Annotated in this window: 13 protein-coding genes and 1 rRNA gene; 4 read left to right on the top strand and 10 right to left on the bottom strand. The window is 32.0% G+C overall.

Translation table 11 applies throughout. From position 1 onward, the window contains the following. Positions 1-212: ribosomal RNA gene (locus BM319_RS15675) — 16S ribosomal RNA — on the bottom strand; the annotation flags it as partial. A gap of 340 nt (positions 213-552) precedes the next feature. Here BM319_RS15675 and BM319_RS15670 point away from each other — a divergent pair. Both BM319_RS15670 and BM319_RS15665 read left to right on the top strand, forming a co-directional pair. Further along, positions 553-1,242, top strand: coding sequence for an MgtC/SapB family protein (locus BM319_RS15670; protein WP_091023560.1), 690 nt, complete (start codon positions 553-555; stop codon positions 1,240-1,242). A gap of 63 nt (positions 1,243-1,305) precedes the next feature. After that, entirely contained in the window at positions 1,306-2,298 is a 993-nt protein-coding gene (locus BM319_RS15665; protein WP_069034795.1) for a potassium channel family protein, read from the top strand. A gap of 234 nt (positions 2,299-2,532) precedes the next feature. Here BM319_RS15665 and BM319_RS15660 read toward each other — a convergent pair whose 3' ends face one another. After that, positions 2,533-2,937: a YugN family protein gene (locus BM319_RS15660; protein WP_069034796.1), complete on the bottom strand. Its 405-nt coding sequence runs from the start codon at positions 2,935-2,937 to the stop codon at positions 2,533-2,535. 120 nt (positions 2,938-3,057) lie between these two features. Next, positions 3,058-4,410 (bottom strand): glucose-6-phosphate isomerase, encoded by a 1,353-nt coding sequence (locus tag BM319_RS15655; protein ID WP_069034797.1) that lies wholly within the window; start codon positions 4,408-4,410, stop codon positions 3,058-3,060. Between the two features lie 202 nt (positions 4,411-4,612). On the opposite strand from BM319_RS15655, the gene BM319_RS15650 reads away from it, so the two are divergent. Continuing rightward, complete coding sequence (locus BM319_RS15650; protein ID WP_056468643.1) at positions 4,613-4,846, top strand: DUF378 domain-containing protein; 234 nt, start codon at positions 4,613-4,615, stop codon at positions 4,844-4,846. A gap of 71 nt (positions 4,847-4,917) precedes the next feature. On the opposite strand, the gene BM319_RS15645 is transcribed toward BM319_RS15650, so the two are convergent. Further along, entirely contained in the window at positions 4,918-5,304 is a 387-nt protein-coding gene (locus BM319_RS15645; RefSeq protein WP_056468646.1) for a CvfD/Ygs/GSP13 family RNA-binding post-transcriptional regulator, read from the bottom strand. Between the two features lie 321 nt (positions 5,305-5,625). On the opposite strand from BM319_RS15645, the gene BM319_RS15640 reads away from it, so the two are divergent. Further along, positions 5,626-6,462, top strand: coding sequence for an alpha/beta fold hydrolase (locus tag BM319_RS15640; protein ID WP_069034991.1), 837 nt, complete (start codon positions 5,626-5,628; stop codon positions 6,460-6,462). 37 nt (positions 6,463-6,499) lie between these two features. Here BM319_RS15640 and BM319_RS15635 read toward each other — a convergent pair whose 3' ends face one another. From BM319_RS15635 to kapD, 6 genes are all read right to left on the bottom strand, one after another. Further along, positions 6,500-7,906, bottom strand: coding sequence for a sensor histidine kinase (locus tag BM319_RS15635; RefSeq protein WP_286143793.1), 1,407 nt, complete (start codon positions 7,904-7,906; stop codon positions 6,500-6,502). Next, positions 7,903-8,577: a response regulator transcription factor gene (locus tag BM319_RS15630; protein ID WP_091023555.1), complete on the bottom strand. Its 675-nt coding sequence runs from the start codon at positions 8,575-8,577 to the stop codon at positions 7,903-7,905. Before BM319_RS15630 ends, BM319_RS15635 begins: the two co-directional genes overlap by 4 nt. Further along, positions 8,570-9,556, bottom strand: a complete 987-nt coding sequence (locus tag BM319_RS15625) for a YncE family protein (RefSeq protein ID WP_069034800.1) — start codon at positions 9,554-9,556, stop codon at positions 8,570-8,572. The genes BM319_RS15630 and BM319_RS15625 overlap by 8 nt, the downstream gene beginning before the upstream one ends. A 110-nt stretch (positions 9,557-9,666) precedes the next feature. After that, positions 9,667-10,413, bottom strand: a complete 747-nt coding sequence (locus BM319_RS15620) for a FixH family protein (RefSeq protein WP_091023553.1) — start codon at positions 10,411-10,413, stop codon at positions 9,667-9,669. A 212-nt stretch (positions 10,414-10,625) separates the two neighbouring features. Further along, positions 10,626-10,808: a hypothetical protein gene (locus BM319_RS15615; RefSeq protein ID WP_069034802.1), complete on the bottom strand. Its 183-nt coding sequence runs from the start codon at positions 10,806-10,808 to the stop codon at positions 10,626-10,628. A 450-nt stretch (positions 10,809-11,258) separates the two neighbouring features. Then, a complete protein-coding gene (gene kapD / locus BM319_RS15610; protein WP_069034803.1) occupies positions 11,259-11,879 on the bottom strand; it encodes a 3'-5' exonuclease KapD in 621 nt (206 codons plus the stop codon). Positions 11,880-12,117: the final 238 nt, after the last annotated feature.

Genomic DNA, 12,117 nt, shown 5'->3' with positions numbered 1-12,117 from the left:
ATCTTTCAATAAAGGAACAGGAGTTCCTTTATGTCATCCGGTATTAGCTCCGGTTTCCCGAAGTTATCCCAGTCTTACAGGTAGGTTGCCCACGTGTTACTCACCCGTCCGCCGCTAACTAACGGGAGCAAGCTCCCATTAGTCCGCTCGACTTGCATGTATTAGGCACGCCGCCAGCGTTCGTCCTGAGCCAGGATCAAACTCTCCATAAAAGTTAAGTTTAAATCTTGTATTGCTCAAAAAACTAATAATTGACGTTTACTTCATGTTTTGTTTAGTTTTCAAAGTTCACTTTGTCGCGTCATTTGCGACTTTTTCATATTAACATCTCTTAGAAAGCGAGTCAACATTTTTTTTATTTTTTATTACTTCATTTCGTTTTTTGTCGAACCATCTTGGCGACGTATATAAATATAACATCCTAATTAGGTTATGACAAGCCCTTTTTTTCATTTTTTTTTATAAATGATAAAAAAATTATAAATAGTACGAAGGAAGTGTAATACGTAATGTCGAATTAGCAATAAACTATATAGAAAAGGGGTTTAGAAAATGGATCTACAACCAGATATCCTCATAAAATTACTAGTATCAGCAATGTTAGGTTCCGTTATCGGTTTAGAAAGAGAGTTAAAAAGAAAACCTCTTGGATTAAAGACATGCCTTGTTATTTCAATAATGAGTTGCCTATTAACAATTGTTTCTATTAGTTCTGCCTTTTCATTTCATGGAAGTGATTATTTAAATATAACAATGGACCCGTTACGATTACCGGCTCAAATAGTATCAGGAATCGGTTTCGTTGGAGCTGGTGTAATTCTTCGAAGAGGTAATGATACAATAGCCGGGTTAACAACAGCTGCTATGATTTGGGGCGCATCGGGTATCGGAATAATTGTTGGGGCTGGCTTTTACGCCGAGGCTTTAGCAGGTGTAGGTTTATTAATAATAAGTGTAGAATTAATTCCTTACTTAATTAACAAGCTTGGTCCTAAAAGATTAAAAGAAAGAGATATAAGTTTAAAGCTAACAGTAATAGGAAGAGAAAATATAAATATTGTCATTGATCAAATTACCGCTCAGGATATTACAGTTAAAAACATTAAAATAAAAGGATTAAATAATGATGAACATTATGTCCAAATGAAATTATTAGTGTTTAATAAACGAAGAACGACAGAAATTTATTATGATATTGAACAAATAGAAAACATCCGTGGAATTGAGATAGAAAGTATATAGTAGTGATAAGTTATTACTTATTGGTAAAAATAAGTGTTACGAAATTGCGATGGAGGTATAAGCTTGAAAGTATTTCGTAACCAACCAATCTATTTTAAATCCTATACACTATTTAAAATTACGTTAATTCTATTATCGTTGATTGCTATTTTCGGATCAATCATCCATTTCGCTGAGCCATTTACTTTTCCAACTGTTTGGGACGGTATGTGGTGGTCAATAGTAACTACATTTACAGTAGGTTACGGTGATTACGTACCCCTATCTCCAGTTGGACGTTTTTTTGCAGTTATATTAATTTTACTAGGTACTGGATTTGGTTCTTATTATATGATTTCATTTACAGCACAAACATTTAGGAATCAAGACGCGGATTTTAGAGGTGCACTTACATTTACGAAAAAGAACCATATTATAATAGTAGGTTGGAATGAACGAGTTAAAAATGTAATTAAACAACTACGTGCATCTTCAAACCAGGTCTATATTGTATTAATTGATGAAAGTTTAGAGCTATTACCACCTGATTTAGAAAAGGTACACTTTGTAAAAGGCTCTGCCTCCAATGACTCAGTACTAGAAAGAGCAAATATAAAATTTGCCAATACAATCTTAATTACAGCTGATCAAAATAAAAATGAGCAAGATGCCGATATGCAAACAATTTTAACAATCATCGCTACAAAAGGTCTTAATCAGTCAATTAACTGTATCGCAGAAATCTTAACCAAAAATCAAGTCATTAACGCAAATCGAGCTGGCGCGAATGAAATAATTGAAGCGCATTTGTTAACTTCCTTTGTCATGTCAGGTTCGATTATGCATAGAGGATATTCAGATGTAGTGCTTAAGTTAACAAATCAACTAGAAAACTTTACAGTGAAAATATTGGAAGTTGAACAAAAAATGATTGGAAAATTTTATTTTGATATTGTTGTTGAAGAATTAAACAATGATAAAATGATTATTGGAATCATTCGTGATAAACAAACAATCATCAGACCCGATAAAAGTATTAAAATTACAAAAGATGATTTTCTGATCTTACTTACTTAACAATTGCTATCAAAAAAGAGCCAATCCAAAAGGTTTGGCTCTTTTTTGATAGACAAATTCTAAAACTTGATTTTCAGACTGATTGCAAGCGCTTGTCTTTCGAGGCGCGAAGCCTGGTGAGGAGCGGAGTTACCTAAAACGGTAATGAGCACCGCAGACAGGCGAAGCAACGAAGAAAGCGAGCGTTTGGCGGGCAGTCTAAAAGAGCCAATCCAAAAGGTTTGGCTCTTTTTTTTATAAAAGTTCGTCCTCAATTCTCTTAAGAATTTCAAACCCTTTTATTTGATATTTTCTAGGAACTTTTCCATCTTTTTCAATTGGTTCTTGGAACTGGTTTAATGATCCAGTTAAATTCCCCTCTAAACCAACATTATCATCTAGCCCCTCATTATAAATATGAGTTAATAAAAAGGGAGTCTCAAATTGTATAACAGCCCCATTCATATCTAATGAACCTGAAGTAACATTAAAAGGTAATCTTAAATATTGATACCCGTCATCATCCTGCATTAATAAGTCAAAACTCCCATGATCATATTCCCAGTTTGCTCCAATTACAAATCCATGATTTTTTAATTTCCCCTCAATGTCATTAAGCGGAAATATTGCATTCTCTAATTTTGATTTTAAAGGATACATGCTTTTCTCCTCCTTTTTTCAATAGTATTTTCTTATTAAGTAAAAACATGAATTTTAATTTTAATTTCAAAAAAAACCGTTGTTAAAGTCAATTTTAACAACGGTCTTTTAGTCATAATATTATTTTAATCGTTCTTCTAATTGCATTTTTAGTTCTTCAAATCCTGGTTTACCTAATAATGCAAACATGTTCTTCTTGTATGCTTCGACACCTGGTTGATCAAACGGATTTACTCCAAGTAAATATCCACTCATCGCACAAGCTAATTCAAAGAAGTATACTGTATAACCGAAAGTATACTCATCTAATTTTGGTAAAGAAACAATTAGATTTGGTACTCCACCGTCAGCATGAGCTAAGATCGTACCTTCAAAAGCTTTTTTATTAACAAAATCTACAGTTTTACCAGCAAGATAATTTAATCCGTCAGAGTCGTTATCCTCAAGTTCAATTGTTAATTCATGGCGAGGATTTTCAACAGATAAAACTGTTTCAAATAGATCACGTCGACCTTCTTGTACATATTGTCCAAGAGAATGTAAATCCGTTGAGAAGTTTGCTGAAGATGGATAGATACCTTTTTGGTCTTTCCCTTCACTCTCTCCAAATAATTGCTTCCACCATTCTCCAAAATATTGTAATGATGGCTCATAGTTAACAAGCATCTCGATTGTTTTACCTTTGTTGTATAAAACATTTCGAACAACTGCATATTGATATGCTTGATTATCTTCTAATTCTGAAGAGTTATATTCTTTATATGCATCTTGTGCACCCTTCATCATTTGTTCAATATCAATACCCGCTGCAGCAATCGGTAATAAACCTACTGCAGTTAATACTGAATAACGTCCACCTACATCGTCAGGAATAACAAATGTTTCATAACCCTTTTCATCAGCAACAGTTTTTAATGCCCCACGTGCTTTATCAGTTGTAGCGTAAATACGATGTTTAGCTTCTTCAGCACCATATTTTTCCTCTAACAGTTTTCTAAAAATACGGAATGCAATAGCTGGTTCAGTTGTTGTCCCAGATTTTGAGATAACATTAATAGAAAAATCCTTATCCTTTAAAACTTGAGTTAAATCATGCATATATGTAGAACTAATATTATTTCCTACGAAGAAAACTTGAGGTGCTTTTCTTTCTTCTTTAGAAGCGATATTAAAAAATGAGTGTTGTAACATTTCAATTGCAGCACGTGCACCTAAATAAGATCCACCGATACCAATTACTAAAAGAACGTCTGAATCTGATTTAATTTTCTCTGCTGCTTTTTGAATTCGAGAAAATTCTTCTTTGTCATAGTCATTAGGTAACTCTACCCATCCTAGAAAGTCGCTACCTGCTCCTGTTTTTTCATGAATTGTATGGTGAAATAATTTCACTGCATCCCTTAAATAAGATATTTCATGATCTTGAAAAAACATTTTTGCTTTTGAATAGTCAAATTTAATATGAGAAGTCATACTTCAAACCTCCTTAAATAGTTGTAATACCTTTACAATGTACCTAATTAAATAATTGAAAGCAAGTAAATGCAATTATATTTATGTGAAAAAATTAACAAAAAATTTAAAGACATTTCTTCTTATAATTTTTTTTGAGTACATAAACAAAAATAAATGAGGAAAGCTATGTTAGAAGGTCATAAAAAGGAGGTTAACCTATATGAGTACATTACAACGTATTGCACTTATTTTTACAATCATTGGGGCTATAAACTGGGGCTTAATTGGATTTTTTCAATTTGATTTAGTTGCAGCAATTTTTGGTGGTGCAGATTCTGCTTTTGCTCGAATTATTTATGGTATCGTTGGTATTTCAGGATTAATTAACCTTGGCTTATTATTTAAACCTTCAGAAGAGCTAGGAACACATCCTGAAACAAATGAAGTAAGATAATTGTAGACGAAATTAGTCTCTTATCTATACTTTTCTAAGAATTAAAAAGGAAGGGTAAATTCCCTTCCTTTTTAATTCGTCATATTTTCTTTCTTCATCTCAACGCGAAGCCATTCATTTAATTTTTTATGCAGGGTGCTAAATCCATCTGGTTTAAGCTCTCTTAATAGTCTAGCTGCATGTTTTAAGTTCTCGTCACCATTAAATCCTTGATCGATACTTGCTCCTTTTAAAGACAAACTTATTTTTCCTGTCATCTCATCAATAGACAGTACACGTACATTTACTAATTGCCCAACAGAAATATAGTCTCGAATATCGCGAACATATCCATTAATAATTTCGGAAATATGTACTAGTCCTTGTGTTTGGTGATCAAGTGAAATAAAGGCACCATACGTTTGAATCCCTGTTACTTTACCAGTGTAAACTTTTCCAATATTGTAGTTTTGTGCCATTCAAAACACTCCTAATTTTCGTTCAATTCCACTAAATAAATTTTAGCACACACAGACCAACTTTTAAAGTTTGCTTACTACTCATAAATGGCACTTCTTTTCTAAAATCCCTTTACTTATTATAGTCACTTTAAAGGTTGGGCTATTTCAATTATTTTAAATAAATACTTGTCTCTATTAGAATTGACGAAAAACTTATAATTTAAAAGTATTTTAGCAATTTGCATATCATATGGTGACTTACAGAGCATTATTAAATAAAGCATGTATTCCTTCCGTTTGGACATAATAATCCAAAAAATAAGAAGGAGAGTTTGGATGATGAATCATTCTGAAACAATGCAGTCAACATATAAGGTTTCTGGACTTGATGTATATTATGAACTTTACGGATACCATAATAGCAATAAGCAAGATTCAAAAGTATTTGTATTAATTCACGGTTTTTTATCATCTTGCTTCAGTTTCCGAAGACTAATCCCTTATATCTCAAAAGATCATGTTGTTGTCGTAATTGACCTACCCCCGTTTGGTAAAAGTGGAAAACATTTAAATTTTAAATATTCGTATGATAACTTTGCAAACGTCGTTATCTCTCTTGTAAATCATTTAAATTTACAAAACATTTATTTAGTCGGACATTCTATGGGCGGGCAAATTGCTTTATATGTAACAAAAAAAGAACCGGAGCTCGTAAAAAAAGTGATTTTATTATGTAGTTCAGGTTATTTAGGAAGGGCAAATCCACATTTAATAATTTCATCTTATTTTCCTTTTTTCTATCTATATATTAAAAGGCATTTAGCTAAACAAGGTATTATGAACTCACTCATTTCAGTTGTTCATAATCAGAAGTTAATTGATGATGAGATGATAAACGGATACAAAGAACCTTTTTTGCAAGATGAGATTTTTAGAGCATTAACAAAGATGATTCGTGATCGAGAGGGTGATTTAAGTCCTGAAGATTTACAAAATATATCTGTACCTACATTATTAATTTGGGGTGAAAAAGATAAAGTAGTTCCATTAGAAGTAGGAGAAAGATTGCATCGCGATTTAAGGTATTCAACTTTATATACTTATCCTGAAGCAGGACATTTAATTCCTGAAGAAATTCCTGAACATATTTATGAACGGATATCAAATTTTGTATAAGAAAAAGAGTCCTCAAAATTGGGACTCTTTTTCACATTTACTCTATTTCAAATATCGGCAAAGTAATAATAACCTTCAATCCTTTACCATCTATATTCACAAATTTTATCTTACCTTTGTGTTGGTCAATAATATGCTTTACAATGGCAAGTCCTAATCCGGTTCCACCTTCGTTTCTAGATCTTGCTTTATCTACTCGGTAAAACCTTTCTCCTAAATGCGGAATCTCTTCAGACGGAATCCCCTTTCCTTCATCTAAAATTTCCAACGTGACTTGTTTATCTTGAAATAGTGAAATATAAATCGTTTTACCTGTAGGTGTATAACGAATTGAGTTATCAAGTAAATTGTGGATTACCTGTTGAAAACGGTCTGGGTCAACATTTGCGATAATCGTCTCATCTAAATTCTTTTGAATTTTAATATTACGTTTAATGAGGATTTGAGAATATGTTTCGATTGTATCTTCAATTAACTGAGCAATTACGTTAGGTTCTTGACTAAGTGGAAATTGCTGACCATCTAATGTAGCCAAGTCAAGTAAATCTCTAACTAATCTTTGCATCCGACTAGCCTCTTTCTGAATGATACCAACATATTTTAGTTGTTGTTCTTGTTTTATTACACCATCTAGTATTGCTTCACTATATCCTTTAACATAACTTAACGGTGTTCTTAATTCATGAGAAACATTGGCTAAAAACTCTTTTCTATTTTCATCTTCTTTTTGTAAAGAATCAGACATTGAGTTAAACGCAGTAGCTAGTTTTCCTATTTCATCACCACTATTGTAGTGGATCCGTTCGGTGTAATCACCATTTGCCATTTTATAAGATATTTGCTCCATTCTTGATAAAGGCTTAATCATTTGTTTTATTATACTTCTGCCAATTAAAAGAATAACGAAGGCAAATAACAATGTACTAATCGTAAAGATCCATTTTGATTGTTGGATTAATTCAGTAACACTCCTTAAAGGTAAGTGTAAGTATATAATCCCTTCAAGTTTTTCTTTTTTTACAACCGGAACAACAACTCCGATTATTTGATGCTTAAATCTTTTTTCAAACCCTGTCTTCGTAATCACTTTTCCTTTTAATAAAGTTTCACGATCGTCTTCAGTAATGAAAGATTCGTGGCTTACATTATAGGGAATACATGCACTTAAATCTCTTGGATTGCTAATAAATAAAACATTAGCATTTGAAACAGCATCAAATTTTGAAACAAATTCTGAAAAGTCATTAACATTATTCGTTTTATGATAATGTTTTACTAAGCTTGTACCTTCTTGGATTAAAGTGGAACGGACATACGAAACATATAATTGCTTATATGCAAACTGAAACATTAAAAAGAAAAAGATTGTTGTACAGATTACGATTAAACAAATCGTTAACCAAAGCTTTTGTAAAAACGATAACGAATAGAGTAATTTCCTCATCCGTTTATCCCGAATTTATATCCTACACCCCAAACCGTAGAAATATAATCTGCATCCTGTCCTAATTTAATTCTTAATGTTTTTATATGTGTATCGACTGTTCTAGCTGTACCAAAATAATCAAAACCCCAAACCTTTTCTAAAATTTGTTCGCGGCTAAAAACGTGGTCTTGGTGCTTACAAAAGAAGAGAAGCAAATCATATTCTTTTAAAGTAAGCGATAAAGGTTTATCCGATACAAAAGCATTCCTAGACTTTTCATTTATTTTGATTTGGCCTATCTGTAAAACGGTAGCATCCGTGTTTTTCGTTCTTCTTAAAACTGCATCTACCCTTGCAATTAATTCTCCTGGACTAAATGGTTTTACGATATAATCATCCGCTCCCATTTTTAATCCATTTACCTTATCCCACTCTTCACCTTTTGCTGTTAAGAATATCACTGGTACATTTGATGTTTCCCTAATCTTTTTACAAAGGGTCCATCCATCCATTATCGGCATCATTATATCTAAAATTAATAAATCATAGTTTGATTGACTTATTTTTAATAATGCGCTCTCACCATTATTTGCTCCATCCCAACTATATCCACTATTTTCTAAATACATTCCAACCAATTGACAAATTTCTTGTTCATCATCAACAATTAATATCTTTCTTTCAATCATGTCGAATACCCTCTCTTAACAATAATTGAAAAGGTCCTCTTCCTACTGCAACTTCTTTTTCAATTTTCATCGTTGTCGTATTTATTTGGTACAGCTTGTTTAAATCATAGCTAGCTGCATATGCGGTATGTTTAAAACCAATAGCCGTATATGGATTCGATCCAACTTCAATAAACTTAGTCTGATTAACTACATTCGGATTTAGCTTATAAATTTGATTTGTTCCATGGGCGATTGTAAATAATCCATCTTCATTTTGAAAAAACGAAATAGGCATTAATGGCGTATGAAGAGTCTTTTGTTGCTTACCAGTGATAGTTGAATAAACTTTTACGTTCTCATTTTCCACTTCACCATTTCCATGTCCCCCAACAAATAGTTCAGATGAGTCTTTGTTTAATAGTAAGCCTACCGATGTGTAAGGCACTTCGATCGTTTGTTCAATTTTAAAACCATCCAAGTTAATACCAATCACTTTTCTCTCGTTAAACAAACTAACATATAATTTATGATGAATCGTATCTTCAACCATCGAAATTGGATTTCTACCTATTTTAATTTTTTTAAGAACTTTACCCTTACGATTAAAAAATGTAATGTTATTCTTCTTTCCATTCGTTACAGCAATCACCTGATTACTTTTTAAAGAAATTATATTAGTAATACCAGTACCTGCATTCCAACTATCGACATGGTCCCCTGTTGAAAGATGATAAATATCTATTTTGGGATTTGTTGGATGGTATACAGCAATATCTTCTCCGTTTTGTAATAATACTGCTCCACTTACATCCCTATTTAAATTCCAATCTGTTACTTTATGTAAATCATCTAAATTCAGGAACGTTAAACTTCCCACTTTTTTGTTTACTGAAATAAGGACATTTTCCGAATCCTTAATATGTGACATATTACTTGGCACACAGCCGGTACAAAATAAGAAAAGTAAAATCGTACTGAAAATCGAAATCTTTCTCAAAATATTCACCCCCATAAAAGCGATATCAGTCAGTAGCTCTTGACTTCAAGCTTTTATATAAAAGAGGCTATCCTTCTATTCATCAAAGATCGGATAGCCTTCATTATTATTTAATTTACTGTGACTTCTTTTTCAGTATGGTCATGTAGTTCCCCTTTTTCAACATGAACCTTTACTGTATTTGTTCCTTTTTCTTTAAAGGTATACTTAACATCATATTCACCTGGTGCAACTTCTTTTGCATCAGTATAGTCATGTTTTCCTTGCTCATCTTTCCATGTTTCAATTCGCACATTCGCTTTTTCAAGCGGTTTTCCATCATTCGTCATAAGATGAATCGTAAAGTGATTTTCTTTATTTACATCTATATTTTCAGTGCCCATTAAATGAATCATTACATCGCCATGATGATCATCTCCACTGTGAGTTTCATGCTCACTCTTTTCACCATTACTATTGCTAGTTGAGGTAGTAGTTTGAACTTTAAAATCTTTTTTAGGCATTGAATGTTGATCCCTTGCAGTGACATGTGCAATTACATAATAATCTCCTGGATTAGTAAATTTGTATGTAGCCGAATAAATACCATCTGCACCGTTTTTTGCATCAAGCATGGCAATACTATCTTCACCATTTTTACCAATTTCAAATTGAACTTCATCAGCGTCAGAAACAGCTTTATTATTTTGACTAACTTCAGCCCGTATTGTAATTTCTTTATTTAAATTAATATCGGATGTCGGCAGAAGTATATTTACATCAACTGGTTTTTCGACTACTGGTTCCTTCTTCTTTTCATTAGAACATCCTGCAGTTATCATAATACTTACAATTAATAAACTTAATAATTTTTTCATATGTATTACCTCCTAAGATTCTGCTAAATTTATACAGATCTTAAATTTTAGATCGATAAAGTTAATGTTTAAAAAGCGCTTGGTTGATCAGATTTTAGTTAGTCTATGTAGTTAATAAATTCACAAAAATAAATCTATCACAAAAATGTGATAAAAATGTGATGTAAATAAAAAAAGAGACCTTCCTTAGTAAGTCCCCATTTTGAATTACTTTATTCACGTAATGATTTTTTTTCTTTTGATTCCATTAATTCTGTTATACGCTTTTCTTCTTTCAGCGATGCCTTTTTAATTAAATAAAAAGTAATAAATGCACCGATCATAAAAATGATTAATGAAATAACGGCAGGTATATACTCTGTTTTATCTTCAGGAAAATATAAAAACTCCATCATAGTCCCATCACTCCCACTGCCAATTATACAAAGTATTCTATGATAATCAAAGTAAAATGAAGAAATGTTCAAAGATTTTAATTAAGTTGTTTCTTGTTGATTTCCACTACAGGATGGTCGCTTTCCGTGGGGCGAGACCTGAGCCTCCTCGTCACGTTCGTTCCTGTGGGGTCTCAGCCTTCCCGCACATCCCACAGGAGTCGACCATCCTTTCGTTCCAATCAACTTATTCTTTTAAAAAAGTTATTCTTAAAATATTTTTAATCATTAATCAAATGAATGGCTCTTCATAATCAAGTAGTTAGTGAAATCAACAACGACTTACACATCAAAAATATTTAAAACATTTAAATCAATCCCCTTATTGCCCTTATAAAAATGGATTGGATATTAAACAAAATTACTCTTTTAACAAAAATAAAAACCAACTGATTTAAAATCAATTGGTTTTTAGTATGAAGATATTCTTTTCTTTAGTAATGAAAAATCAATTAAGTCTCCTAAAGTCGCTGGTGCAGGTTTTTTCATGTATTGCTTATCTTTTTCTACTAATTTATAAATATGATATGTTGTTAATGCATCGTCTAGTGCTTTGTGGTGATTTCCAGTTCCATCTTTTCCATACTCTTTCATTGCGTTCCAAAGACCAGTTTGATTTTGGTTACCGAAGAAGGTTTTATACTCTAGACATAAGTCTCTTACTTCCCCATGAATTGGGAATGATATATTCGCAGCCTCGCAATTATGTTTTAATACCCTCATATCCATGTTGCCCCAAGTAATTACCGTGGTTCTATAGTTTTTTGTCGCTTCATTTAATATTTCTCCAAGTTCTTTTAACTGTATTCCATGGTCAACATTTTCTTGAGAAATATTTAGAAACCTTTTGCATCTTGAGGATAACGTTGGAAATTGCAGCGGTTTAACAAATGAAGAATATGTTTGATTAATCTCATCATTAATGACACTTACAAAACCAACTTCAATGATTTCCGGAAAAAATTTAATTCCTTTTGATTTTCCATCGGGCATTGTAAATTCAAAATCAATAAACAGGAACTGCTCTTTCATTTCCTCACCTCCAGAAAAATAAATTTTCTGATTTTTACTTATTGTCTTATATGATTAACGAATATTCAAGTAAGACAAATTTCCTATTTTCTACTTTATTCCTTATTTTATTAATACAACCAATTTGTGTAAAAAATAACATAAGATACCCATCAAGATGAAAAATCGTGTTAAAATAATATCGTTCGTTTAATTAATTCTTTAAACGAATTAAAAAATAGAAAGTATATAGAGGGCT

Origin of the sequence: Bacillus sp. UNCCL81 (genome assembly GCF_900112535.1) — a bacterium.
Classification (GTDB): domain Bacteria; phylum Bacillota; class Bacilli; order Bacillales; family Bacillaceae_G; genus Gottfriedia; species Gottfriedia luciferensis_B.
The sequence above is the reverse complement of the archived record's forward strand: the minus strand, read 5'-3'. Positions and strand labels throughout refer to the sequence as shown.

Bases quoted from the DNA above. Each gene is read 5' to 3' on its own strand.
- BM319_RS15670 (WP_091023560.1), top strand. From the start codon at position 553: ATGGATCTACAACCAGATATCCTCATAAAATTACTAGTATCAGCAATG.
- BM319_RS15660 (WP_069034796.1), bottom strand. From the start codon at position 2,937: ATGTATCCTTTAAAATCAAAATTAGAGAATGCAATATTTCCGCTTAAT.
- BM319_RS15655 (WP_069034797.1), bottom strand. From the start codon at position 4,410: ATGACTTCTCATATTAAATTTGACTATTCAAAAGCAAAAATGTTTTTT.
- BM319_RS15650 (WP_056468643.1), top strand. From the start codon at position 4,613: ATGAGTACATTACAACGTATTGCACTTATTTTTACAATCATTGGGGCT.
- BM319_RS15645 (WP_056468646.1), bottom strand. From the start codon at position 5,304: ATGGCACAAAACTACAATATTGGAAAAGTTTACACTGGTAAAGTAACA.
- BM319_RS15640 (WP_069034991.1), top strand. From the start codon at position 5,626: ATGAATCATTCTGAAACAATGCAGTCAACATATAAGGTTTCTGGACTT.
- BM319_RS15635 (WP_286143793.1), bottom strand. From the start codon at position 7,906: ATGAGGAAATTACTCTATTCGTTATCGTTTTTACAAAAGCTTTGGTTA.
- BM319_RS15630 (WP_091023555.1), bottom strand. From the start codon at position 8,577: ATGATTGAAAGAAAGATATTAATTGTTGATGATGAACAAGAAATTTGT.
- BM319_RS15620 (WP_091023553.1), bottom strand. From the start codon at position 10,413: ATGAAAAAATTATTAAGTTTATTAATTGTAAGTATTATGATAACTGCA.
- BM319_RS15615 (WP_069034802.1), bottom strand. From the start codon at position 10,808: ATGATGGAGTTTTTATATTTTCCTGAAGATAAAACAGAGTATATACCT.
- kapD (WP_069034803.1), bottom strand. From the start codon at position 11,879: ATGAAAGAGCAGTTCCTGTTTATTGATTTTGAATTTACAATGCCCGAT.